We start from the raw sequence: 23,398 nt of genomic DNA, 5'->3' as shown, positions 1-23,398 counted from the left end.
ACCCCACCGCCGTACACTGGGCCGGGGAACTCTGGCACTCGGACGAGCAGAGTGCCAGGCAGGGCGTCAAGATCACGACATTTCTGGAGGTGTGCGCGAATGCTGAGCGAACGCAGGCTCCAAGTGCTGCGCGCCATCGTCCAGGACTATGTCGGCACGGAGGAGCCGGTCGGTTCCAAGGCGCTCACGGAGCGGCACAACCTCGGCGTGTCCCCGGCCACCGTCCGCAACGACATGGCTGCCCTGGAGGACGAGGGCTTCATCGCCCAGCCGCACACCAGCGCGGGGCGGATCCCGACGGACAAGGGCTACCGGCTGTTCGTCGACAAACTCGCCGGCGTCAAGCCGATGAGCGCCCCCGAACGGCGGGCGATCCAGAACTTCCTCGACGGCGCCGTCGACCTCGACGACGTCGTGGCACGCACGGTCCGGCTGCTCGCCCAGCTCACCCGGCAGGTCGCCGTCGTGCAGTACCCCTCCCTGACCCGCTCGACCGTGCGGCACGTGGAGCTGCTGTCGCTCGCGCCCGCGCGGGTGATGCTGGTGCTGATCACGGACACCGGCCGGGTCGAGCAGCGGATGGTCGACTGCCCGGCACCCTTCGGGGAATCGTCCCTGGCGGATCTGCGGGCGCGGCTGAACAGCCGGGTCGCGGGCCGTCGTTTCACGGACGTGCCCCAGCTGGTCGAGGACCTGCCGGACGCCTTCGAGGTCGAGGACCGAGGCACGGTCTCGACGGTGCTCTCCACCCTGCTGGAGACGCTCGTCGAGGAGAACGAGGAGCGGCTGATGATCGGCGGCACCGCCAATCTCACCCGCTTCGGACATGACTTTCCCCTCACGATCCGGCCCGTCCTGGAGGCACTGGAGGAGCAGGTCGTGCTCCTCAAGCTCCTTGGCGAGGCGAAGGATCCGGGTGTGACCGTGCGCATCGGCCACGAGATCGCCCATGAGGGACTCAACTCCACGTCCGTCGTGTCGGTCGGTTACGGTTCGGGCGGCGAGGCAGTCGCCAAGCTCGGCGTGGTCGGACCGACCCGCATGGATTACCCGGGAACGATGGGAGCGGTACGCGCAGTGGCACGTTACGTCGGACAGATCCTGGCGGAGTCGTAAGTGGCCACGGACTACTACGCCGTGCTCGGCGTGCGTCGCGACGCGTCGCAGGAAGAGATCAAGAAGGCCTTCCGTCGGCTCGCGCGCGAGCTGCACCCGGACGTCAATCCGGATCCGAAGACCCAGGAGCGGTTCAAGGAGATCAACGCCGCTTACGAGGTGCTGTCGGACCCGCAGAAGAAGCAGGTCTACGACCTCGGCGGGGACCCGCTCTCACAGGCCGGCGGGGCCGGTGCGGGCGGCTTCGGGGCCGGTGGCTTCGGCAACTTCTCCGACATCATGGACGCGTTCTTCGGCACGGCGTCGCAGCGCGGGCCGCGCTCGCGTACCCGCCGCGGCCAGGACGCGATGATCCGTATCGACGTCGAGCTCGACGAGGCGGCCTTCGGTACGACGAAGGACATCCAGGTCGACACGGCCGTCGTCTGCAACACCTGCAACGGTGAGGGCGCGGCGCCGGGCACCACCGCCCAGACGTGTGACATGTGCCGCGGCCGCGGTGAGGTGTCGCAGGTGACCCGGTCCTTCCTGGGCCAGGTCATGACGTCCCGCCCGTGCCCCCAGTGCCAGGGCTTCGGCACCGTGGTGCCCACCCCGTGCCCGGAGTGCGCCGGTGACGGCCGCGTGCGGTCCCGTCGCACGCTCACGGTCAAGATCCCGGCCGGTGTCGACAACGGCACGCGCATCCAGCTCGCCGGTGAGGGCGAGGTCGGGCCCGGCGGCGGTCCCGCCGGCGACCTGTACGTCGAGATCCACGAGCTGCCGCACCCCATGTTCCAGCGGCGCGGCGACGATCTGCACTGCACGGTGACGATCCCGATGACGGCGGCGTCGCTCGGCACCAAGGTCCCGCTGGAGACCCTGGACGGTCTCGAAGAGGTCGACATCCGCCCGGGCACCCAGTCCGGCCAGTCGATCCCGATGCACGGCCGGGGCGTCACGCATCTGCGCGGCGGCGGCCGGGGCGACCTCGTGGTCCATGTCGAGGTCCAGACCCCGACCAAGCTGGACCCCGAGCAGGAGCGCCTGCTGCGTGAGCTGGCCAAGCTGCGCGGCGAGGAGCGGCCTCAGGGCCAGTTCCAGCCGGGTCAGCAGGGGTTGTTCTCGCGACTCAAGGACGCCTTCAACGGTCGCTGACGGGTCGACCGGGGGTCCGCGGGTCGGCCCCCGGGAAGGCACGGTCAGCCGGGTCGGCAGGGACTGTTCTCCCGGCTGAAGGACGCCTTCAACGGTCGCTGATCCGGCCGCATGCCGATGGCTTATGCCAAGGGAAGGCCGGATTCGGACTTGATCGGAGGACGTGACAACATGCCGTCATGTCCTCCGCACTGACCGATCTCTTCCCCCATCCGATCGTGCAGGCCCCCATGGCGGGCGGTGTCTCCGTCCCGCAGCTCGCCGCTGCCGTGTCCGAGGCGGGCGGTCTGGGGTTCCTCGCCGCCGGGTACAAGACCGCCGACGGCCTGTACCAGGAGATCAAACAGCTGCGCGGGCTCACGAACCGCCCCTTCGGCGTGAACCTCTTCATGCCGCAGCCGGAGTATGCCGACCCGTCGGCCGTGGAGGTCTACGCCCACCAGCTGGCCGGCGAGGCCGCCTGGTACGAGATCGAGCTCGGTGACCCGGACAGCGGCCGCGACGACGGCTACGACGTCAAGCTCGCCGTGCTCCTCGACAACCCGGTGCCGGTGGTCTCCTTCCACTTCGGCGTCCCGACCCGTGACGTGCTGGAGTCCTTCCGCCGCGCGGGAACCCTCACCCTGGTCACCGCGACCACCGCCGAGGAGGCCCTCGCCGTGCAGCGGGCCGGCGCCGACGCGGTGATCGCGCAGGGCGTTGAGGCCGGCGGCCACCAGGGCACCCACCGTGACATCCCGGAGAACGACGGCTCCGGCATCGGACTGCTCTCCCTCGTGGCGCAGATCCGCGAGACCGTGGACATCCCGATCGTCGCCGCCGGCGGCATCATGCGCGGCGGCCAGATCGCCGCCGCCCTCGCGGCGGGCGCGAGCGCGGCCCAGCTCGGCACCGCGTTCCTCGCCACCACCGAGTCCGGCGCGAACGCCCTGCACAAGCAGGCGCTGACCAACCCGCTCTTCGCCCGTACGGAGCTGACCCGCGCGTTCTCCGGCCGCCCGGCCCGCGGCCTGGTCAACCGCTTCATGCGCGAACACGGGCCGTACGCCCCCGCCGCCTACCCGGAGGTCCACCATCTGACCGCGCCGCTGCGCAAGGCGGCCGCCAAGGCCGGTGACGCGCAGGGCATGGCGCTGTGGGCGGGCCAGGGGCACCGGATGGCCCGGGACCTGCCGGCCGGACAGCTGGTGGAGGTGCTGGCGGCCGAACTCGCCGAGGCCGGGACAGCGCTGCCGACCAGGGGTGGCTCGCGATGACGGCCCCGGTCTTCGTCGTCGAGCACTTCCGCGCGGGCGGCGGCGGGCAGTACGTCCTGGACGGCCCCGAGGGACGGCACGCGGTCTCCGTGAAGCGGCTCCAGCCCGGCGAGGAGGTCGTCCTCACCGACGGCGCCGGACGCTACGCGGTGTGCGATGTGATCGGCACCGAGGGCAAGGACCGGCTGATCGTCCATATGAGCTCCGTGGACGAGGAGCCGGCGCAGTCGCCCCGGATCACCGTCGTCCAGGCCCTCCCCAAGGGCGACCGCGGGGAGGTCGCCGTCGAGACCATGACCGAGGTCGGCGTCGACGCGATCGTGCCCTGGCAGGCCGCCCGCTGCATCACCCAGTGGAAGGGCGACCGCGGGCTCAAGGCGCTCGGCAAGTGGCGGGCCACCGCCCGTGAGGCCGGCAAGCAGTCCCGCCGGGTCCGCTTCCCCGAGGTCGCGGACGCGGCGACCACCAAGCAGGTTGCCGCACTTCTCGCCAAAGCCGACTTCGCCGCCGTGCTCCACTCCGACTTCGAGCACCTCAGTGCACCGCTCGCCACCGCCGAACTCCCCGCCGAGGGCGAGATCGTGCTGGTCGTGGGGCCCGAAGGAGGCGTCACCAGGGAGGAGTTGGGGCTCTTCGAAGAGGCCGGCGCCAAGGCGTACGTCCTGGGGCGTACCGTGCTGCGTACATCGACCGCCGGGACCGCGGCGGCGGCCCTCCTCCTGGGCCGTACCGGCCGCTGGTCCTGACACCAGGGGGAGACACCGTGGAACTCGCACAGGTCCGGCTGCTCGTCACCGACTTCGCCGCCTGCTACCGCTTCTACGCCGAAGTCCTCGGTCTCAAGCCGCAGTCCGGCGCGACCGGGGGCCCGTACGAGAAGTTCAGCCCGCACTCCGGCTCCGCCGGGATCGCGCTCCAGGACCGCTCGATGATGGCCTCGGTGCTGGGTGAACTGGGCGAGACGGCCACCGGTCACCGCTCCCTGGTGGTCCTGCGCGTCGACGACCTCGACGCGTACTGCGAGGAGATCACCTCTCGCGGAGCCGTCCTGATCCACGGCCCGGCCCCCATGACCGACCGGATGCGTGTCGCCCACCTCAAGGACCCGGAGGGCAACCTGGTGGAGCTCCAGGAGTGGCTGCTGCTGCGCAGCTGACCACCACGGCGGAGCAGAGCTCCCAGCCGTCCAGCTCCGCGGGGCCCGGCAGCGTCCCACGCCGCCGGGCCTCGTCGACGAAGGCGCGTACGACACCGGGTTCGTGCAGGTTGAGCGGGACGCCGCCGGCCTCGGCCACGCATCCCGAGTGCCAGTACGCTCCGGCGGAGACGATGCGCCCCTCGCCCGCCCGGAAGACGATCCGGGTCGGGACCCCGTCCCGGTACAGCGTCAGCACTTCGCGGCAGTCCTCGCCGTCCGTGTGCCGGTGCCGGACGGTCCACCGGTAGACCGCCCCCTCGACGACGAGCCTTCTGAGCCTGCGGTCGCTGCGCATCCGCTCAGGTTGGGTGAGCCGTGTGCCACTCGACGGTGACGTGCGCGAACACTTGAGTGGCCGTTTGTGCTCTTCCGCGACGCCGGTGTCGGTGGGAGGCTGCCCTCCATGGGGGCATTGAGGAGGATTTGGCGTCGGCCGCGCGGGACGCGGGTGGCGGCCGTGGCAGGGCTCGCGGTGGTGGCCGTGGGCGGCGCCGTGGCCTGTCAGCCGGGTGATCTGAGTACGGCGTCGGTGGCGTACACCACCGACAAGACCGCGACCGCGGAGCTGGAACGGCAGCACGCCGACGTGCGCTGGCTCACCTGCACGGGCAACTACGGCAATGGCAACAAGGGATACACGCCCGGGAAGACGCCCTCGCCCACCGAGTCCACCGTCGTCTCCGTCGACTGCCAGGGAAAGACGAACGACGGCCGGAAGATCACCGTCACCGGCAAGGTCACCAAGGCCGTCGACGGCGCGTGCGTGCGCGGAGACCTCGTCGCCAAGGTCGGCGGCAAGGAGTGGTTCCACGTCAAGGGCCTCGGCAACTGCGACGCGAAGCCCGGACCGACGTACACCCCGCCCGTCACCTACCGGCCCTCGGACGGGCACCAGCCCGTTCCCACCGTCACCGTCACCCGGACCATCTGGTGCAAGGGCGACCCGACCTGCTGGCCCGTCGAGGGCAAGTGATCGGAAAGGGATTCACCGACTCCGCCCGCTGCATATGGTGATCGGGTGACTGAGTCCACATCGACGGGTTCGGCGGGTTCGACACGATCGGCCGGATCGGCACGATCGGCAGGATCAACGGCGTATTTCCGATTCCCTCACCTGCACGGCGACTTGGTCGCCTTCACCGCCGAGGACGACGTCTGGCTCGCGCCCCTCGACGGCGGCCGGGCCTGGCGCGTCAGCGCCGACAACGTGCCGGTGTCCCATCCGCGCATCTCGCCCGACGGCAGGACCGTCGCCTGGACCTCGACCAGGGACGGCGCCCCCGAGGCACACATCGCCCCGGTCACCGGCGGCCCGGCAAAGCGGCTCACGCACTGGGGCAGTTGGCGGACCCAGGTACGCGGCTGGACCCCCGAAGGTCAGGTCCTCGCACTCACCACCCACGGCCAGCCCAGCCTGCGCCGTTCCTGGGCACACGCCGTCCCGCTCGACGGCGGACCGGCCGGCACCCTGCCCTACGGTCCCGTCGGCGACGTCGCCTTCGGGCCGCGCACCGTGCTGCTGTCCGCGCCGATGGGCCGCGAGGCCGCCTGGTGGAAGCGGTACCGGGGCGGTACGGCGGGCAAGTTGTGGATCGACGCGGGCGGCACCGGCGAGTTCGCACGGCTGCACGAGGAGCTGGACGGGAACCTCGAGTACCCGCTGTGGGTGGGGGACCGGATCGCGTTCCTGTCCGACCACGAGGGCACCGGTGCGCTGTACTCCTCCCTCGCCGACGGCTCCGGGCTGCGGCGGCACACCCCCCTTGGCGGCACTTCCCACTCGAGCGAAGCCGAGAGTGGGGGAGGCTTCTACGCCCGGCACGCCGCCACCGACGGCAGCCGGGTCGTCTACTCCAGCGCCGGTGAACTGTGGCTGCTCGACGACCTGGAGAGCGCCGAGCCGCGCAGGCTGGACGTCCGGCTGGGCGGCCCGCGCGTCGACCTGCAGCCGTACCCGGTGGACGCGTCCCGGTGGTTCGGGGCCGCGTCCCCCGACCACGGCGCGCGCGGCAGTGCCGTCTCCGTGCGGGGCGCGATCCACTGGATCACCCACCGCTCCGGTCCCGCCCGCGCACTGGCGGCCAAGCCCGGCGTACGGGCCCGGCTGCCGCGCACCTTCCGCGCCGACGGCGAGGAATGGGTGGTGTGGGTGACCGACGCCGAGGGCGACGACGCCCTGGAGTTCGCCCCTGCGACCGGACTCGCGCCCGGCGCGATCCCCAGACGGCTCGCCGCGGGACAGCTCGGCCGGGTCCTGGAGCTGGCCATGGCGCCCGACGGCAGCCGGGCCGCCGTCGCCGCGCATGACGGGCGGATGCTGCTCGTCGAGCGGGAGACCGGCGAGGTGCGCGAGGTCGACCGCAGCGCCGACGGCGAGGTGTCCGGGCTGGCCTTCTCGCCCGACTCGGCCTGGCTCGCCTGGTCGCACCCCGGCCCGCGCCCCCTGTCCCAGCTCAAGCTCGCCCACACCACCGACCTGTCGGTCACCGAGGCGACCCCGCTGCGCTTCCAGGACTACGCGCCCGCGTTCACCCTCGACGGCAAGCACCTCGCCTTCCTGTCCAACCGCTCCTTCGACCCGGTCTACGACGAGCACGTCTTCGACCTGGCCTTCGTCGTCGGCGACCGCCCTCATCTGATCACCCTCGCCGCGACCACACCGTCCCCGTTCGGCCCGCAGCGGCACGGCCGCCCCTTCGAGACCCCGGACAAGGACGAGACCCCCGACAGCGAGGGCACCCCGACCACTCGCGTCGACCTCGAAGGACTTGCCGAGCGGGTCGTCCCCTTCCCGGTCGAGGCCGCCCGCTACTCCAATCTGCGCGCGGCCAAGGACGGCGTGCTGTGGCTGCGCCACCCGGTGCAGGGCGTCCTCGGCGTCTCCCGGGCCACCCCCGACGCCCCCGACCCCAAGACCGAGCTGGAGCGCTACGACCTCGCCCAGCGGCGCATCGAGCATCTCGCCGCCGACGCCGACCACTTCGAGGTGAGCGGCGACGGCAAGCGCGTCCTGCTGTGGAGCGACGGCCGGCTCCGGGTCGTACCCAGCGACCGGCGCGCCGCCCACGACGACGACGGCGACACCAGCGTCACGGTCGACCTCGCCCGGGTACGGCAGACCGTCGACCCGGCCGCCGAGTGGCGCCAGATGTACGACGAGGCCGGGCGCATCATGCGCGACCACTTCTGGCGGCCCGATCTGAGCGGGGTCGACTGGGACGGCGTCCTCGCCCGCTACCGCCCGCTGCTCGGCCGTATCGCCACCCATGACGACCTCGTCGACCTGCTGTGGGAGGTGCAGGGCGAACTCGGTACCTCGCACGCGTACGTCCAGCCGCGCGGCGGATACGACGACGTGGCCCGGCAGGGCCTGCTCGGTGCCGACATCTCCCGTCACCCGGACGGCAGTTGGCGCATCGACCGGATCCTGCCCTCGGAGACCTCCGACCCCGAGGCCCACTCCCCGCTCGCCGCGCCCGGCGTCGCCGTGCGCGCCGGGGACGCGGTCGTCGCCGTCGGCGGCCACCCGGTCGACCCGGTGACCGGGCCGGGGCCGCTGCTCGTCGGTACGGCGGGACAGCCGGTCGAGCTCACCATCTCGCCCTCGGGCGGCGGCGATCTGCGGCACGCGGTCGTGGTCCCCATCGCCGACGAGGAGCCGCTGCGCTACCACGACTGGGTCACCGGCCGGCGCGCCTACGTCCACGAGCGCTCCGGGGGCCGGCTCGGCTATCTGCACGTGCCCGACATGCAGGCCCCCGGCTGGGCCCAGATCCACCGGGACCTGCGCGTCGAGGTGGCCCGCGAGGGGCTCGTCGTCGACGTCCGGGAGAACCGGGGCGGCCACACCTCCCAGCTCGTCGTGGAGAAGCTGGCCCGGCGGATCGTCGGCTGGGTCCTGCCGCGCGGGCTGCGGCCCTACAGCTACCCCCAGGACGCGCCCCGGGGCCCCGTCGTCGCCGTCGCCGACGAGTTCTCCGGCTCCGACGGCGACATCGTCAACGCGGCGATCCGCGCGCTCGGCATCGGCCCGGTGGTCGGCATGCGCACCTGGGGCGGCGTGATCGGCATCGACAGCCGCTACCACCTGGTCGACGGGACGCTGATCACCCAGCCCAAGTACGCGTTCTGGCTGGAGGGTTACGGCTGGGGAGTGGAGAACCACGGGGTGGACCCGGACGTGGAGGTACCCCAACGCCCACAGGACTGGGCGGCGGGCAGGGACCCCCAGTTGGACGAGGCGATCCGCTTGGCGCTGGCGGCACTGGAGGAGCGGCCGGCCAAGACTCCGCCGGGCCTGCCCGGCTAGGGCCGCGCGCCAAGCCACGGACGGCCCGTCGGCCGACGACGATACGATGCCACCCGGTACCGCGACCGCCGAACCCCCGGAGGGAACCGAATGGCAGGGGAGCCGCAGGACGACTGCCTGTTCTGCAAGATCGTCGAAGGGCACATCCCGGCGACGATCGTCCGTGAGACGGAGACGACCGTCGCCTTCCGGGACATCAACCCACAGGCACCCACCCACGTCCTGGTGATCCCCAGGGTGCACTACAAGAACGCGGCCGAACTCGCCGCGGCCGAACCGGCCATCGCCGCGGACATACTGCGCGAGGCCCAGGTGGTCGCCGACGAGGACAAGCTGGAGAGCTACCGCGTCGTCTTCAACACCGGCAGCGGCGCCGGCCAGACCGTCTGGCACGCCCACGCGCACGTCCTCGGCGGCCGTGGCATGCAGTGGCCCCCCGGATAAGTCACTGTGTCCGTACGTGAATTGGTGGTCCTCGGCACCGCCAGCCAGGTCCCGACCCGGCACCGCAACCACAACGGCTATCTGCTGCGCTGGGACGGCGAGGGCATCCTGTTCGACCCCGGCGAGGGCACGCAGCGCCAGATGCTGCGTGCCGGGGTCGCCGCGCACGACCTGAACCGGATCTGCGTCACGCACTTCCACGGGGACCACTCGCTGGGCCTGGCCGGTGTCATCCAGCGGATCAACCTCGACAAGGTGCCGCACCCGGTCACCGCCCACTATCCGCGCTCCGGGCAGCGCTTCTTCGCGCGGCTGCGGTACGCGACCGCCTACCGGGAGACGGTCGAGCTCATCGAGGCGCCGGTGGACGCCGACGGGGAGCTCGCGGTGACCGCGTCGTACACGCTGGAGGCCCGGAAGCTGTCCCATCCCGTCGAGTCCTACGGCTACCGGCTCGTCGAGCCCGACGGGCGCCGCATGCTGCCCGAGCGGCTCGCCGAGCACGGGATCAAGGGGCCGGACGTCGGGCGGATCCAGCGCGAGGGAGTCCTCCGGGGTGTGAGCCTCGACGACGTCAGCGAGGTGCGGCGCGGGCAGCGGTTCGCGTTCGTCATGGACACGAGGCTGTGCGACGGGGTGCATGCGCTCGCCGAGGGCTGCGACATGCTCGTCATCGAGTCCACCTTCCTCGACGAGGACCTGGAACTCGCCGTCGAGCACGGGCATCTGACGGCGGGCCAGGCGGCGGGTGCGGCCCGGGACGCGGGTGTGCGGCACCTCGTGCTCACCCACTTCAGCCAGCGCTACTCCGAACCGGAGGAGTTCGAGCGGCAGGCGCGGGCGGCCGGGTTCGAGGGCGAGCTGACGGTGGCGCACGATCTTCTGCGAGTGCCGGTCCCGAAGCGCCGATAGATCCCGCTTACGATGCTTCGATGCCCCTCCCGAAAGCAGAACTGCACCTCCACATCGAAGGCACCCTGGAGCCCGAGCTGGCGTTCCGGCTCGCCGGCCGCAACGGCGTCCGGCTGCCGTACGCGGACACGGACGAGCTCCGCAAGGCGTATCAGTTCGAGGACCTTCAGTCCTTCCTGAACCTGTACTACGAGCTCATGGCCGTCCTGCGTACCGAGCAGGACTTCGAGGACCTCGCGAACGAGTACCTCGCCCGGGCCGCCGCGCAGGGTGTGCGGCACGCGGAGATCTTCTTCGACCCGCAGGCGCACATCGCCCGGGGTGTCTCCATGGGCACGGTCGTCGAGGGGCTGTGGCGGGCGCTCGGGTGCAGCGAGGAAGGGCATGGCGTCTCCACCCGGCTGATCATGTGCTTCCTGCGGGACGAGTCGGCCGACTCGGCGCTGGAGACGCTGGAGGCGGCCCGGCCGTACCTCGACCGGATCACCGGTGTCGGCCTCGACTCGGCCGAGGTCGGCCACCCGCCGGTCAAGTTCCGCGAGGTGTACAAGGCCGCCGCCGAGCTCGGGCTGCGGCGCGTGGCGCACGCGGGCGAGGAAGGGCCGCCCGCGTACATCACCGAGGCCCTGGACGCGCTCGGCGTCGAGCGCGTCGACCACGGCCTGCGCTGCATGGAGGACCCGGCGCTGGTGGAGCGGCTGGTGCGGGAGCGGATCCCGCTCACCCTCTGCCCGCTCTCCAACGTCCGGCTGCGGGCCGTCGACGTCCTGCCGGAGCACCCGCTGCGCGCGATGATCGAGGCCGGGCTGCTGTGCACGGTCAACTCCGACGACCCCGCCTACTTCGGCGGCTACGTCGCCGACAACTACCACGCCGTGCGCGACGCCCTCGGGCTGACCAAGGAGCAGATGCGCGAGCTGGCCCGCAACTCCTTCCTCGCGTCCTTCCTGGAGGACGACGAGGAGCGGCGAGCGCGTTATATCGCCGCGGTGGATGCGTACGAGTTCTCGTAAGCCGGGATCTCGATCTGCACGACCGCGTCCTCGCATGCCGGACGGGCCGCGACGGGCCGGCGCTTGAGAGCCACGGCCGTCAGCGGTACGGCGATCACGAGCAGACCGGCGGCGAGCATCGCGCCCATGACGGGGAACCCCGCCTGCGCCGACAGCACGCTCCCGGTCAGCGGTCCCGCCGCCGTGCCCACTGAGGCGGCCGAGCCGACCAGGACCGCCCAGCGGCCGCGCGGGTCCAGGGAGGCGGCGAGGCCGATCATGTACGACAGCACGATCGGATAGAGCACGTTCCAGGCGATCTCGCCCGCCGCGAAGGTCATGAGGTCGGTCGCGGACGCGCTGAGCGCGATGCAGACCGCGATCAGCGCCGTACCGGCACCGATGGGTGTCGCCAGACCCAGCCGCGGGCCGAGCGCCCCCGCGCCCACCACCCCGATCAGCGCGGCGCCGAGCGCGACCGCGAAGACCACGCCGACGGTGACCTCCGTGAGGTGCGCCTGGGAGAGGCCGATACGGCCGCTGACGCCCCACAGGGAGTTCTGCACGAGGGACCAGCACGGCATGGCGGCGACCAGGACCAGGCCGGAGCGCCGGTGGGGAAGCGGCATCCTGTCGTGCAGGGTGCGCACGGGTGCCGTACGGAGGGGCAGCCGGCCGGTGAGCGGCCACACGGCCAGCGCGGTGAGCGCGATCGCGGCCAGGGGCTGTCCGTGGCCCGCGCCGAGGTGCGGGACCGTCAGATAGACGGCGCCCGCGAGCGCGGAGACGCCGAGCAGGCCCAGGGTGGAGGTGCGGTGCGGGTCGTTCCCCCAAGCTCTCGACTCCGCTCGAGCAGGGGGCGCCCCCATCGCGGCGATGCCGGTGGCGGCGACCGCGGTGACCGTACCCGAGCCGAACCCGCCGACGAGCGCGCCGAGGACGACGGCCGGTACGAGCGTGGTGAGGGCGGCCCCGCCGTAGCCGAGGACGGCGAGCAGGAGTCCGGCGCGGGCGAGCGTGCGTGCCCCGATCCGGTCGACCCTGGATGCCAGCAGGAAGCCCGCGGCCGCCGAACTCAGCAGCAGGGCACTGCCGATGGCACCGGCTTGGGTGGGGGAGAGGGGCAGCCCCGTGTCGAGTCTGCCGACGGCGGTGGGCAGCAGATACGGAGCGAGGTACCCGGCCGTGAAAAGGGCGACGAGGGGCCAGGCAGTGGTGCGGGGGGCGGACACGGGCGTTCCCGGGGCATGCGAAAGGAGCGGCTCAGAAAGGGGGGTGGGCGACGACCGTCGACGGACAGGAACGCGCGAGCAAGTTGTATCAATCAGGCGGTTGGGGAAAAAAGCGCGTCGGGTGTGATGTGGGTCACCTTCTGTTTGGGGTGAGGGAAGGCGGGTAGAGGTGGCCGCTATCGCCAGTGCGGGGCGCCCGCCGTCCCCGGTGCCGTCGCCTCGATCTTCGCCCTGATCTCCCGCATGACGGCCACGATCCGCTCCTCGTGCGCGGGCGTCAGCCGGGCCACCGGCACCGAGCAGCTGACGGCGTCCCGCGCGGGGGAGTCGTAGCGCAGGGCGAAGCCGAAGCCGACGATGCCAAGGACTCCCTCCTCGCGGTCGACCGAGTAGCCGCGAGACCGGACTTCGGCGAGGTCCGCGGCCAGGGCCTGCCGGGTGGTGCGGGAGCTGGGGGTGAGTGCCTCGTACGGGCCCTCGGGCAGCTCGGCGTCGGGGCGTTCCGCAAGCAGCGCCTTGCCGAGCGCGCCGGCGTGCGCGGGCAGCCGGCGTCCGACCCGGCTGATGGTGCGTACATACTCGTGCGACTCCCGGGTGGCCAGATAGGCCACGTCCCGGCCGTCGAGCCGCCCCAGGTGGATCGTCTCGCCGAGCGCCTCGGACGCCTCGTCGAGATATGGGCGTACGACGCGGACGCGCGGGTCGGAGTCGAGATAGCCGGTGCCGGTGAGCAGAGCGCGGATGCCGATGCCGTAGAGCGAACCGGTGACGTCCGTGCGCACCCAGCCCCGGGTGATCAGGGTCTGGAGCAGGGCGTACATGGAGCTGCGCGGGACGCCGAGCCCGTCCGCCAGCTCCTGCAGCCGCGCCGGGCGGTCGCCGCGGGCCGCGAGCAGCTCCAGCAGCTCGACCGTGCGCGCAGCGGACTTCACCTCTCGGACGCCTGCTGTGTCGGACATGCGCCGATCGTAAGTGGGGGTCGGCGGGCGAAGGGGGCGGCGGGGGTGCCGTTGACGACTGTTGTTCGCGTATCTAATCTCGATTCTCATACTTGGATGGCATCTACATGGGGAGATGGCGCGGGTGGCCGGTGACACGCAGACGGAGACCGTGGCGCGGAGGCTGCGGGACGGTATGGCGAACGGCGTGCTGTCCTTCCCGCTCACGGCCTTCCACGACGACGGCTCCCTCGACCCCGAAGGCTTCCGCGCCCATGTCGCGGCGCAGCTCGCCACGGCGCCCGGCGCCGTCTTCCCCGCCTGCGGCACCGGCGAGTTCTTCTCGCTGGACGAGGACGAATACCGGCGGGTCGTCGAGATCGCGGTCGAGGAGGCGGCGGGCCGGGTGCCCGTGGTGGCCGGGACCGGGTACGGCTGGGCGCAGGCCGCCAGATTCGCCCGGATCGCCGAGGAGGCCGGTGCCGACGCGCTGCTCGTCCTCCCGCACTACCTCCTCGCCGCCCCGCAGGACGGCCTGGCCGCCCAGCTGGAGCAGCTGGCCGCCCGCACCCGGTTGCCGATCGTCGCCTACCAGCGAGGCCAAGTGGCTTACGGCGTACCGGCGTTCAAACGGATCGCGGAGATCCCCGGGGTCATCGGCCTCAAGGACGGCCACAGCGACCTCGACCGCCTCCAGCGGCTCACCCTCGCCGCCCCCGACGGCTTCCTGTTCTTCAACGGCGCCGCCACCGCCGAGATCCAGGCCCGCTCCTACGCCGCCGTCGGTGTCCCCGCCTACTCCTCCGCCGTGCACGCCTTCGCCCCCGAGATCGCGGACGCCTTCTTCGCCGCCCTGCGGGACGGCGACCACGGCACCGTCGACAAGCTGCTGCGCGAGTTCTACGTCCCGTTCGTCGAACTCCGCGACCACGTGCCCGGATACGCGGTGTCCCTGGTGAAGGCGGCGGCCCGGCTGCGCGGGCGCCCGGTGGGCCCTGTCCGCGCCCCGCTCACCGAGCCGTCACCCGACGACCTCGCCGGACTCAAGACCCTGCTCATCACCGGACTCGACCTCGTAGGAGCCGCCCTGTGACCCGTGACCTGACCATCACCGAGGTACGGCTGACGCCCATCCTGGTCGCCGACCCGCCGCTGCTGAACACACAGGGCGTGCACCAGCCGTACACCCCCCGGCTGATCGTGGAGGTGGTGACGGCCGACGGGACCACCGGGCTCGGCGAGACCTACGGCGACACCAAGTACCTGGAGCTGGCCCGTCCGCTCGCGGACCGGCTGGTCGGCCGCACGGTCACCGATGTGAACGGCCTGTTCACCCTCGACGTCGCCGTCGACGACTCCCGGGTCGAGGACGCCGTCGACGTCGGCGGGCTGCGTGGCGTCCAGACCGCCGACAAACTCAGGCTCTCCGTCCTCTCCGCCTTCGAGGTCGCCTGCCTGGACGCCCAGGGCAGGGCGCTCGGCCTGCCGGTGCATGCGCTGCTCGGCGGCAGGGTGCGGGACTCGGTCGAGTACAGCGCCTACCTCTTCTACAAGTGGGCGGCCCATCCGGCGGGCGGGCCGGCCGAGGCGGACGACTGGGGTGCCGCGCTCGACCCGGCCGGAGTCGTCGAGCAGGCACGGACGTTCAAGGACCGCTACGGCTTCACCTCCTTCAAGCTCAAGGGCGGTGTCTTCCCGCCCGACGAGGAGATCGCCGCCGTACGCGCGCTGGCCGAGGCGTTTCCCGGGCACCCGCTGCGCCTCGACCCCAACGGCGCCTGGTCCGTGGCGACCTCGCTCAGCGTCGCGAAGGAACTCGGGGACGTCCTCGAGTACCTGGAGGACCCGGCGCTCGGCACCCCGGCAATGGCCGAGGTGTCCGCGGGGACCGACGTGCCGCTGGCCACCAACATGTGCGTGACGACCTTCGCCGAGATCAGGGAGGCGTTCACACGCGACGCCGTGCAGGTGGTGCTCTCCGACCACCACTACTGGGGCGGGCTGCGCAACACCCAGCACCTCGCGGCGATCTGCGACACCTTCGGCGTCGGGGTGTCCATGCACTCCAACACCCACCTGGGGATCAGCCTGGCCGCGATGACCCACGTCGCCTCGACCGTGCCCCGGCTCCACCACGCCTGCGACTCCCACTACCCCTGGCAGTCGGAGGACGTCCTGACCGAGCGGCTCACCTTCTCCGGCGGCCGGATCGCCGTCTCCGACGCCCCCGGCCTCGGTGTCGAACTGGACCGTGACCGGCTGGCCGTCCTGCACCGCAGGTGGGCGGGGAACGACGGGTCGCTCAGGGACCGGGACGACGCGGCGGCGATGCGGGTGGCCGAACCGGGGTGGGTGACGCCGACTATGCCGCGTTGGTAGGGCGGCCGGTCTCCGTACGAGGGGCTCCGCTGCGAGAGCCGCCGTGCTGTCCGTGACGTGGTGCACACTGGCCAGATCCGCACCAGTCAGGGAGCGCACCGTGACCGCGTCCAACGCGTTTGCCGGGGAGGAACCGGAGCACCTCGGAGACCCGCAGCACAGTCCGGCCCAGGTCGATCCGCTGGCCGTCCTGCGCATGTCGGACGACCCGCCCTGGGACGTCTACCTCACGGGCACCGTCTTCCTGGACATCATCTTCACCGGCCTCGACTCGGCTCCCGTGCGCGGGACCGAGTCCTGGGCGCGGGGCATGGGCTCGAGCCCGGGAGGTGTGGCGAACATGGCGACGGCCCTGGCCCGCCTCGGCCTGAAAACGTCCCTCGCGGCGGCCTTCGGAGACGACCACTACGGCGACTACTGCTGGGACGCGCTCGCCCGGGGCGAGGGCATCGATCTGTCCCCGTCGCGCACGGTCCCCGGCTGGCACTCCCCGGTCACGGTCTCGATGGCGTACGAGGGCGAGCGCACGATGGTCTCGCACGGCCACGAGCCGCCCCCCGAGGAGCCCGCCCCGGACTGCCCGCCACACGCGCGTGCCGCGGTCGCGTCCCTGACGCCGGGCAAGAGCGCCCCCTGGATCGCGCAGGCCGCGAGCGAGGGTACGAGGATCTTCGCGGACGTCGGCTGGGACGACACGGGCACCTGGGATCTGTCCGGCCTCGTCGACCTGGCGCACTGCGAGGCGTTCCTGCCGAACGCCGAGGAGGCCATGCGCTACACGGGCGCCGTTTGCCCGCGCGCGGCGGCCCACGCCCTCACCGAGTTCGTACCGCTGGCGGTGGTCACCCTGGGCGCGGAGGGCGCCTACGCCGTGGACCGGCGGACCGGGGAGGCCGCCGAGGTGCCCGCGATCGCCGTCGAGGCCCTCGACCCGACCGGCGCCGGGGACGTGTTCGTCGCGGGCTTCGTCACCGGGACCCTGGCCGGGTGGCCGCTGGCCGACCGCCTCGCGTTCGCCGGGCTGACGGCCGCGCTGTCCGTCCAGGAGTTCGGCGGCTCGCTCTCGGCCCCCGGATGGTCGGAGATCGGGGCATGGTGGCGCCGGGTCCAGTCGGTGGAGGGCCAGAACCCGGCCGCGCTGCGCCGCTACGCATTCCTGGAGCACCTGGTCCCGGAGGAACCGCTCCGACCCTGGCCCCGACGCAGAGCGGTCCCGACAATCGGCTTCCGCCGCCCGACCTGAGCCCCGGCTCCCGCGAACGGCACGGCTCCCGGGCCCCGAAGGGCGCGCGCCGCGGCGGTGGCGTGGGCCGGTCGCCGAGGATCGGACCCGTCGGTGTTGCACCCCGGGAGCTGGTCGTGGGCGGGGGCAGCGGTGGTGGGCTGGGGCCGGTCCTGGGCAGGGATGCGCGCGCGAGCGGCTGCCCGGTTCCCGGCTCCGTCGGCTTCCTTGCCGCCGTGCGCGGGTGGTGGCGTGGGTCGTGCCGTCGGGTGCCGAGCCTGCGGCTGTCGTGCCGGTCGTGGGTCGGTCCCGCCTGGGCTCGCTGCTTCCTCGGCACCCGTCGATGAGGCGCCCCCGCGCAGGTGGGCACCGCTTCTTGGTTCCGGATCCTGGTGGCTTCCCTGCCGTGGTGGGGTGGCCCGCGTCACCGAGGGCCTGTTCCGCCTCGGGCTCCCGCCAAGCGCGGGGCAGCCGTGGCGGACGGGCCCCGGTCCGGGGGGTTGCGCGCGCGAGCGGCTGCTCGGTTCCCGGCTCCTTCGGCTGTCGAGGGTGCCGAGTACACGGCCGTCGTCCCGGGCGCGGGTCGGTCCCGCATCGGCTCGCTGCTTCCCCGCCCCCCGTTGCCAACCAGCTCCCCGCAGGTCAGTGGTCCGACGCCTGGGACAGGACCGTCGTGATCTGGTCCCGGAGGGCTTCGCGGGCCGGGTCGGGCAGGGCGTCCAGGGGGGTGTGGCTCAGGGCGTCGAGGAGTTGGGCGGGGGTGGCGTCGCGGGGCAGGGTCTCGGAGAGCACCTCGTAGCCGTCGCGGACGGCGACGCGGAGTTCGGTGGGGTGTGCGGCGACCGCGACGATGTGAGGGGGCGCACCGCCCGCCTCGCCGGGCAGCTTGCGGTAGCCGCTGGCCAGGGGCGTGCGCCAGCGGAGCTTCAGCAGGACCGGCCGCTTCGCCAGGACCTCGGTGAGGTCGGTCTCATAGGTACCGTCCGTCGCCAGTACCACGGCACGCGCGTCCAGCACGAGAGCCGCGGGCAGCAGGTCGCGCAACGTGCTGCCGACGAGGTTGCCACCGACTGTCGCGGTCCGGCGCACCGCACCCGTACCCACCCCGGCCGCCGCCCGCCACAGCACCTCCGGCACCCGCTCGTCGACCTGGTGCAGCAGCACCGCCCCGCCCACCTCCTCGGCCCCGATCACCCGCGCCTCGGGAACCTTGCGCAGCGACACCGCCTGCTCGGGGAAACCGTCCCGCTGCCAGGCCGCCCACACCAGCGTGGCGCCGCCGATGGGTATCGCCCCCTCGGCCAGAGACCCCTGCGCTTCGGGCACGGACGTGGGCAGACGCAGCAACATGGCGGCCGACCTGCTTTCTTCGGACAGGTGGCCCTGGGTGACGTGGCCCACGACCACGTGCGGCGTGACACGGCGCATTCTGCCCACGCGCCCGGGAGCGCATGCAGGGCTCACGGCTGCACAGCCGGACGCCGAAAAGCCCTACGGCGTTGTCAGTACCCCGTCGTACCCTTGGAATCGCGAGGCCGCCCTCAGCTACGCGGCCGTGACGAGGAGGAACCGCAGGCCTACAGCGCCGGCCCATGACTCAGACACCCACAGCTCACACCCCCGCGCAGGGACAGGCGAGAGCACAGTTCACGGTCCCCGCCCAGCACCCGATGGTCACCGTGCTGGGTTCCGGCGACTCCCTCCTGCGCGTGATCGAGAAGGCCTTCCCGGGGGCCGACATCCACGTCCGGGGCAATGAGATCAGCGCGGTCGGCGATTCCGGTGAAGTCGCCCTCATCCAGCGCCTGTTCGACGAGATGATGCTGGTGCTCCGCACGGGGCAGCCGATGACGGAGGACGCAGTGGAACGCTCGATCGCGATGCTGCGGGCGAGCGAGAACGGGGAGGGCCCGGAGGAGACCCCGGCCCAGGTGCTCACACAGAACATCCTGTCCTCGCGCGGCCGCACGATCCGCCCCAAGACGCTCAACCAGAAGCGCTACGTCGACGCGATCGACAAGCACACGATCGTCTTCGGCATCGGCCCCGCCGGTACCGGCAAGACCTACCTCGCCATGGCCAAGGCGGTGCAGGCCCTGCAGTCCAAGCAGGTCAACCGCATCATCCTGACCCGCCCCGCGGTCGAGGCCGGCGAGCGGCTGGGCTTCCTGCCCGGCACGCTCTACGAGAAGATCGACCCCTATCTGCGCCCGCTGTACGACGCGCTGCACGACATGCTCGACCCGGACTCCATCCCGCGCCTGATGGCGGCCGGGACGATCGAGGTCGCGCCGCTCGCCTATATGCGCGGACGCACGCTCAACGACGCCTTCATCATTCTGGACGAGGCCCAGAACACGAGCCCCGAGCAGATGAAGATGTTCCTCACCCGCCTCGGCTTCGACTCGAAGATCGTGATCACCGGTGACGTGACGCAGGTCGACCTGCCGAACGGCACGAAGAGCGGTCTGCGGCAGGTGCAGGAGATCCTCGAAGGCCTCGAGGACGTCCACTTCTCCCGGCTGTCGTCCCACGATGTCGTACGGCACAAGCTGGTGGGCCGTATCGTCGACGCGTACGAGTTGTACGACAGCAAGCACGGCACCGAGAACGGCACCCACAAGGGCGGCCGGGGCAGGTCCGGGCACAAGGGGAAGTAGAGACACGGCGCCACCATGTCGATCGACGTCAACAACGAGTCCGGCACCGAGGTCGACGAGCAGGCGATCCTCGACATCGCCCGCTACGCGCTCGCGCGGATGCGCATCCACCCGCTCTCCGAGCTCTCGGTGATCGTCGTGGACGCCGACGCCATGGAGCAGCTCCATATCCAGTGGATGGACCTGCCCGGCCCGACCGATGTCATGTCCTTCCCGATGGACGAGCTGCGGCCGCCGTCCAAGGACGAGGAGGAGCCCCCGCAGGGACTCCTCGGCGACATCGTGCTCTGCCCCGAGGTCGCCGCCAAGCAGGGGGCCGAGGCGCCCACGCAGCACTCCATGGACGAGGAGCTCCAACTGCTCACCGTCCATGGCGTGCTGCACCTGCTCGGCTACGACCACGAGGAGCCCGACGAGAAGGCCGAGATGTTCGGCCTGCAGGCCGCCATCGTGGACGGCTGGCGCCACGAGAAGGGCCTGACCGGCCCGTCCCCGGCGCCGACGGTCTCGTAAGCGGCCCCGATGAGTCCGCAGATCGTCATCGGCGCGATCGCCCTCGTCGTCGTCGCCTGGCTCGCCGCCTGCGCCGAGGCCGGTATCGCGCGCGTCTCCAGCTTCCGCGCGGAGGAGGCGGTGAAGTCGGGCCGCCGGGGCAGCGCCCGGCTGGCCCAGGTCGCCGCCGACCCGACCCGCTATCTCAACGTGGCGCTGCTGGTCCGCGTCACCTGCGAGATGGCGGCCGCGGCGCTGGTGACCTACGCCTGCCTCCAGGAGATCGACGTGACCTGGCAGGCGCTGCTCGCCGCGATCGGCGTCATGGTCCTCGTGTCGTACGTCGCCGTCGGCGTCTCCCCGCGCACCATCGGCCGCCAGCACCCGCTGAACACGGCGACGGCGGCGGCGTACGTACTGCTGCCGCTGGCCAGGATCATGGGCCCGATCCCCCCGCTCCTGATCCTCATCGGCAATGCCCTGACCCCCGGCAAGGGCTTCCGCCGCGGTCCCTTCGCCTCCGAGGCGGAGCTGCGCGCGCTGGTCGACCTCGCCGAGCAGGAGTCCCTGATCGAGGACGAGGAGCGCCGCATGGTGCACTCGGTCTTCGAACTCGGTGACACGCTCGTCCGGGAGGTCATGGTCCCCCGGACCGACCTGGTCGTCATCGAGCGCTACAAGACCATCCGCCAGGCCCTCACCCTCGCCCTGCGCTCGGGCTTCTCGCGCATCCCGGTCACCGGGGAGAGCGAGGACGACATCGTCGGGATCGTGTATCTGAAGGACCTGGTCCGCAAGACGCACATCAGCCGGGACGCCGAGAACGACCTGGTGTCCACGGCCATGCGGCCGGCGTTCTTCGTGCCCGACACCAAGAACGCCGGCGACCTGCTGCGCGAGATGCAGAAGGAACGCAACCACGTCGCCGTCGTCATCGACGAGTACGGCGGGACCGCGGGCATCGTCACCATCGAGGACATCCTCGAGGAGATCGTCGGCGAGATCACCGACGAGTACGACCGTGAACTCCCGCCCGTCGAGGAGCTCGGCGACGACTGCTACCGGGTCACCGCCCGCCTCGACATCACCGACCTCGGTGAGCTGTACGGCCTCGAGGAGTACGACGACGAGGACGTGGAGACCGTCGGCGGACTGCTGGCCAAGGCGCTGGGCCGGGTGCCCATCGCCGGCGCCTCGGCCGAGGTCGAGCTCCCCGACGGACGGAAGCTGCGCCTGACGGCGGAAGCCGCCGCCGGCCGCCGGAACAAGATCGTGACCGTGCTGGTGCAGCCGGTGGGACAGCCGGCGGAGCAGGAAGAGGAGTCCGAGTGACACCCGAGGAGCTGCGCACCTTCTGTCTGTCGTTCAACGCGGTGGTGGAGGACTTCCCGTTCAGCCCGGGGGTCTCGGTCTTCAAGGTCCGGGGCAAGATGTTCGCCCTGAGCTCGCTGGAGGAGCGGCCCCTCACGGTCAACCTCAAGTGCGACCCGGAGGACGCGGTCCGGCTGCGCGGTGAGTACGAGGGCCTGATCGCCCCCGGCTATCACATGAACAAGCGGCACTGGAACACGGTCACCGTCGACGGCGAACTCCCGGACCGTCTGGTCCGGGAGCTCATCGAGGATTCGTACGACCTGGTCGTGGCCGGACTACCGCGCGCCGACCGGCTCCGTCTCGACCGCCCCTGAGGCCCCGCGGCCGCGCAGCCCGAGCCCGACCAGCACCGCCGCCGCCAGCACGATCGCCGCGTCGAGGGCCAGCACCGTGTGCACACCGGACAGCAGGTCGTCCGAGGTCGTCGCCAGCACGCCGAGCAGCGGGATGCCCACGGTGATGCCGACCTGCTGGGTCGAGGTGACCAGGCCGGTGGCCAGGCCCTGTTCCTCGTCCGGGACGCCCGAGGTGACCGTCAGGCCGTACGAGATGATCGCGCCCAGGTGGCACATGCTGGCCAGCGAGACGGCGACCGTGGCGAGCCACACCGACCAGGTGTGCGCGTTCACGCCGAGGAGGGCGGCGATCAGCACGCCCTGACCGGCGAGCGAGCCGACCAGGGTGCGGCGGGCGCCGAAGCGGCCGATGACCTTCGGGGCGTAGGTGCCCGCGACCGCCGACAGGACGCCCTGGACGCCGAAGACCAGTCCCGTCTCGAAGGCCGACAGACGCAGGGTCTCCTGCAGATACAGGGTCAGGACGAAGATGACCGCCGACATCATCGAGAAGGTGACCAGACCGCCCACGTTGCCCCACGCCACCGTGCGGCGGCGCAGCATCGGGAGCGAGACCAGCGGCGTCTGCGCGCGGGACTCGACGGCGGTGAAGGCGGCCAGCAGCACAACGCCCCCGACCAGCGCGGCGATCACCTCGGCGTGGCCGAAACCCCGGTCGGCGGCCGTGGACAGGGCGTAGATCAGCGAGAGCAGACCGCCGGTCACGGTGATCGCGCCGGGCACGTCCAGGCGCGGGCGGTCCGGGGTGCGGGACTCGGGCAGCAGACCGGGCGCCAGCGGCAGCACGAGCAGCGCGAACACCGAGAGCAGGCCCATCGTGGAGCGCCAGCCGAGGGAGTCGGTCAGCAGGCCGCCCGCGATCATGCCGACCGTGAAGCCGAGTGACAGCAGCGTGCCCGAGATGCCCAGCGCCCGGTCGCGCGCCGGGCCCTCCGGGAAGGTGGTGGTGAGCAGGGACATGCCCGTCGGCACGATCGCCGCCGCGCCCAGGCCCTGCAGCGCCCGCCCGGCCAGGAAGGACGCCGGGTCCCAGGCGAACGTGGCGAGCAGCGAGGCCGCGCCGAAGAGGGCCAGGCCGGTCAGGAACAGCTTCCGGCGGCCGTACAGGTCGCCGATGCGGCCGAACAGAAGCAGGAAGCCGCCCGAAGGGAGTGCGAAGGCGGTGACCGCCCACTGCAGCGCGGACCGGCTCATGCCGAGGTCCTTGCCGAGGTCGGGCAGGGCCACGTTCAGCACGGAGAAGTCCAGGGCGACCATGAACTGGGCCGCGCACAGGACGAAGAGGACGAGTTTGTCGCGCATCGACAACCGGGGGGTGCCGAGCGGGTCTTCTGCGGGAGCGGTGGACGAGGTGGTGGTGTCGATCGCCATGACAGGAGCT

Annotated in this window: 22 protein-coding genes; 17 read left to right on the top strand and 5 right to left on the bottom strand. The window is 71.9% G+C overall.

The features are described 5' to 3' along the window. The first annotated feature begins 99 nt into the window (after positions 1–99). The 5 genes from hrcA (at position 100) to Q8A52_RS31460 (ending at position 4,665) form a co-directional block, all read left to right on the top strand. Positions 100–1,116, top strand: a complete 1,017-nt coding sequence (hrcA, locus tag Q8A52_RS31480; RefSeq protein ID WP_316757598.1) for a heat-inducible transcriptional repressor HrcA — start codon at positions 100–102, stop codon at positions 1,114–1,116. Next, positions 1,117–2,253 (top strand): molecular chaperone DnaJ, encoded by a 1,137-nt coding sequence (dnaJ, locus tag Q8A52_RS31475; protein WP_316757596.1) that lies wholly within the window; start codon positions 1,117–1,119, stop codon positions 2,251–2,253. A 179-nt stretch (positions 2,254–2,432) separates the two neighbouring features. After that, the gene (locus Q8A52_RS31470) at positions 2,433–3,509 is read left to right on the top strand and encodes a nitronate monooxygenase (RefSeq protein WP_316757594.1); all 1,077 of its coding nucleotides are present in this window, start codon (positions 2,433–2,435) and stop codon (positions 3,507–3,509) included. Continuing rightward, positions 3,506–4,255, top strand: coding sequence for a 16S rRNA (uracil(1498)-N(3))-methyltransferase (locus Q8A52_RS31465; RefSeq protein ID WP_316757592.1), 750 nt, complete (start codon positions 3,506–3,508; stop codon positions 4,253–4,255). The genes Q8A52_RS31470 and Q8A52_RS31465 overlap by 4 nt, the downstream gene beginning before the upstream one ends. A gap of 17 nt (positions 4,256–4,272) precedes the next feature. Then, positions 4,273–4,665: a VOC family protein gene (locus Q8A52_RS31460; RefSeq protein WP_316757591.1), complete on the top strand. Its 393-nt coding sequence runs from the start codon at positions 4,273–4,275 to the stop codon at positions 4,663–4,665. Here the strand turns inward: Q8A52_RS31460 and Q8A52_RS31455 are convergent. Beyond that, a complete protein-coding gene (locus Q8A52_RS31455; protein WP_316757589.1) occupies positions 4,607–5,002 on the bottom strand; it encodes a hypothetical protein in 396 nt (131 codons plus the stop codon). The two genes, Q8A52_RS31460 and Q8A52_RS31455, sit on opposite strands and share 59 nt — an antisense overlap. Positions 5,003–5,110: 108 nt before the next feature. Here Q8A52_RS31455 and Q8A52_RS31450 point away from each other — a divergent pair, with 108 nt between their 5' ends. The 5 genes from Q8A52_RS31450 to Q8A52_RS31430 all read left to right on the top strand — a co-directional run bounded on the left by Q8A52_RS31450 (position 5,111) and on the right by Q8A52_RS31430 (position 11,385). Beyond that, positions 5,111–5,680, top strand: coding sequence for a hypothetical protein (locus Q8A52_RS31450; RefSeq protein ID WP_408649282.1), 570 nt, complete (start codon positions 5,111–5,113; stop codon positions 5,678–5,680). Positions 5,681–5,833: 153 nt separating this feature from the next. Further along, positions 5,834–9,016 carry a S41 family peptidase gene (locus tag Q8A52_RS31445; protein WP_316757586.1) on the top strand — a complete coding sequence of 1,061 codons (3,183 nt, stop codon included), beginning with the start codon at positions 5,834–5,836 and terminating at the stop codon, positions 9,014–9,016. Positions 9,017–9,106: 90 nt separating this feature from the next. Then, the gene (locus Q8A52_RS31440) at positions 9,107–9,460 is read left to right on the top strand and encodes a histidine triad nucleotide-binding protein (protein WP_316757584.1); all 354 of its coding nucleotides are present in this window, start codon (positions 9,107–9,109) and stop codon (positions 9,458–9,460) included. A 6-nt stretch (positions 9,461–9,466) separates the two neighbouring features. Further along, positions 9,467–10,372: a ribonuclease Z gene (locus Q8A52_RS31435; RefSeq protein ID WP_316757582.1), complete on the top strand. Its 906-nt coding sequence runs from the start codon at positions 9,467–9,469 to the stop codon at positions 10,370–10,372. Positions 10,373–10,392: 20 nt separating this feature from the next. Continuing rightward, positions 10,393–11,385 carry an adenosine deaminase gene (locus tag Q8A52_RS31430; protein ID WP_316757580.1) on the top strand — a complete coding sequence of 331 codons (993 nt, stop codon included), beginning with the start codon at positions 10,393–10,395 and terminating at the stop codon, positions 11,383–11,385. On the opposite strand, the gene Q8A52_RS31425 is transcribed toward Q8A52_RS31430, so the two are convergent. After that, positions 11,349–12,596: an MFS transporter gene (locus Q8A52_RS31425; RefSeq protein WP_316757579.1), complete on the bottom strand. Its 1,248-nt coding sequence runs from the start codon at positions 12,594–12,596 to the stop codon at positions 11,349–11,351. The two genes, Q8A52_RS31430 and Q8A52_RS31425, sit on opposite strands and share 37 nt — an antisense overlap. Positions 12,597–12,772: 176 nt before the next feature. Then, entirely contained in the window at positions 12,773–13,555 is a 783-nt protein-coding gene (locus Q8A52_RS31420; protein WP_316757577.1) for an IclR family transcriptional regulator, read from the bottom strand. Positions 13,556–13,670: 115 nt separating this feature from the next. On the opposite strand from Q8A52_RS31420, the gene Q8A52_RS31415 reads away from it, so the two are divergent. From Q8A52_RS31415 to Q8A52_RS31405, 3 genes are all read left to right on the top strand, one after another. Then, positions 13,671–14,627 carry a 5-dehydro-4-deoxyglucarate dehydratase gene (locus Q8A52_RS31415; RefSeq protein ID WP_316757575.1) on the top strand — a complete coding sequence of 319 codons (957 nt, stop codon included), beginning with the start codon at positions 13,671–13,673 and terminating at the stop codon, positions 14,625–14,627. Beyond that, a complete protein-coding gene (locus Q8A52_RS31410; protein ID WP_316757574.1) occupies positions 14,624–15,913 on the top strand; it encodes a glucarate dehydratase family protein in 1,290 nt (429 codons plus the stop codon). Before Q8A52_RS31415 ends, Q8A52_RS31410 begins: the two co-directional genes overlap by 4 nt. Positions 15,914–16,013: 100 nt before the next feature. Then, positions 16,014–17,156, top strand: coding sequence for a carbohydrate kinase family protein (locus tag Q8A52_RS31405; RefSeq protein WP_408649281.1), 1,143 nt, complete (start codon positions 16,014–16,016; stop codon positions 17,154–17,156). A gap of 621 nt (positions 17,157–17,777) precedes the next feature. Here Q8A52_RS31405 and Q8A52_RS31400 read toward each other — a convergent pair. Continuing rightward, a complete protein-coding gene (locus tag Q8A52_RS31400; RefSeq protein ID WP_316757689.1) occupies positions 17,778–18,485 on the bottom strand; it encodes an FAD binding domain-containing protein in 708 nt (235 codons plus the stop codon). 242 nt (positions 18,486–18,727) lie between these two features. On the opposite strand from Q8A52_RS31400, the gene Q8A52_RS31395 reads away from it, so the two are divergent. From Q8A52_RS31395 to Q8A52_RS31380, 4 genes are read left to right on the top strand one after another with little or no spacing between them, the layout of a single operon-like run. Next, the gene (locus Q8A52_RS31395; protein WP_316757572.1) at positions 18,728–19,795 is read left to right on the top strand and encodes a PhoH family protein; all 1,068 of its coding nucleotides are present in this window, start codon (positions 18,728–18,730) and stop codon (positions 19,793–19,795) included. Positions 19,796–19,810: 15 nt separating this feature from the next. Beyond that, positions 19,811–20,308 carry an rRNA maturation RNase YbeY gene (gene ybeY, locus Q8A52_RS31390; RefSeq protein WP_316757571.1) on the top strand — a complete coding sequence of 166 codons (498 nt, stop codon included), beginning with the start codon at positions 19,811–19,813 and terminating at the stop codon, positions 20,306–20,308. A 9-nt stretch (positions 20,309–20,317) separates the two neighbouring features. After that, positions 20,318–21,619 carry a hemolysin family protein gene (locus tag Q8A52_RS31385; RefSeq protein WP_316757569.1) on the top strand — a complete coding sequence of 434 codons (1,302 nt, stop codon included), beginning with the start codon at positions 20,318–20,320 and terminating at the stop codon, positions 21,617–21,619. Further along, positions 21,616–21,975, top strand: a complete 360-nt coding sequence (locus Q8A52_RS31380) for an MmcQ/YjbR family DNA-binding protein (RefSeq protein ID WP_316757567.1) — start codon at positions 21,616–21,618, stop codon at positions 21,973–21,975. Before Q8A52_RS31385 ends, Q8A52_RS31380 begins: the two co-directional genes overlap by 4 nt. On the opposite strand, the gene Q8A52_RS31375 is transcribed toward Q8A52_RS31380, so the two are convergent. Next, positions 21,937–23,388 (bottom strand): MFS transporter, encoded by a 1,452-nt coding sequence (locus Q8A52_RS31375; protein ID WP_316757565.1) that lies wholly within the window; start codon positions 23,386–23,388, stop codon positions 21,937–21,939. The genes Q8A52_RS31380 and Q8A52_RS31375 overlap by 39 nt on opposite strands. Positions 23,389–23,398: the final 10 nt, after the last annotated feature.

The organism is Streptomyces herbicida, from assembly GCF_032656585.1.
Taxonomy (GTDB): Bacteria; Actinomycetota; Actinomycetes; order Streptomycetales; family Streptomycetaceae; genus Streptomyces; species Streptomyces herbicida.
Note: the sequence above shows the minus strand (reverse complement) of the source record. Positions and strands in the feature narration are given on the sequence as shown.

Coding starts and splice junctions, on each gene's coding strand:
- Q8A52_RS31430 (WP_316757580.1), top strand. CDS start 10,393: ATGCCCCTCCCGAAAGCAGAACTGCACCTCCACATCGAAGGCACCCTG.
- Q8A52_RS31450 (WP_408649282.1), top strand. CDS start 5,111: ATGGGGGCATTGAGGAGGATTTGGCGTCGGCCGCGCGGGACGCGGGTG.
- Q8A52_RS31440 (WP_316757584.1), top strand. CDS start 9,107: ATGGCAGGGGAGCCGCAGGACGACTGCCTGTTCTGCAAGATCGTCGAA.
- Q8A52_RS31455 (WP_316757589.1), bottom strand. CDS start 5,002: ATGCGCAGCGACCGCAGGCTCAGAAGGCTCGTCGTCGAGGGGGCGGTC.
- Q8A52_RS31375 (WP_316757565.1), bottom strand. CDS start 23,388: ATGGCGATCGACACCACCACCTCGTCCACCGCTCCCGCAGAAGACCCG.
- Q8A52_RS31400 (WP_316757689.1), bottom strand. CDS start 18,485: ATGTTGCTGCGTCTGCCCACGTCCGTGCCCGAAGCGCAGGGGTCTCTG.
- Q8A52_RS31415 (WP_316757575.1), top strand. CDS start 13,671: ATGGCGCGGGTGGCCGGTGACACGCAGACGGAGACCGTGGCGCGGAGG.
- Q8A52_RS31395 (WP_316757572.1), top strand. CDS start 18,728: ATGACTCAGACACCCACAGCTCACACCCCCGCGCAGGGACAGGCGAGA.
- Q8A52_RS31465 (WP_316757592.1), top strand. CDS start 3,506: ATGACGGCCCCGGTCTTCGTCGTCGAGCACTTCCGCGCGGGCGGCGGC.
- hrcA (WP_316757598.1), top strand. CDS start 100: ATGCTGAGCGAACGCAGGCTCCAAGTGCTGCGCGCCATCGTCCAGGAC.
- Q8A52_RS31420 (WP_316757577.1), bottom strand. CDS start 13,555: ATGTCCGACACAGCAGGCGTCCGAGAGGTGAAGTCCGCTGCGCGCACG.
- ybeY (WP_316757571.1), top strand. CDS start 19,811: ATGTCGATCGACGTCAACAACGAGTCCGGCACCGAGGTCGACGAGCAG.
- Q8A52_RS31385 (WP_316757569.1), top strand. CDS start 20,318: ATGAGTCCGCAGATCGTCATCGGCGCGATCGCCCTCGTCGTCGTCGCC.
- Q8A52_RS31470 (WP_316757594.1), top strand. CDS start 2,433: ATGTCCTCCGCACTGACCGATCTCTTCCCCCATCCGATCGTGCAGGCC.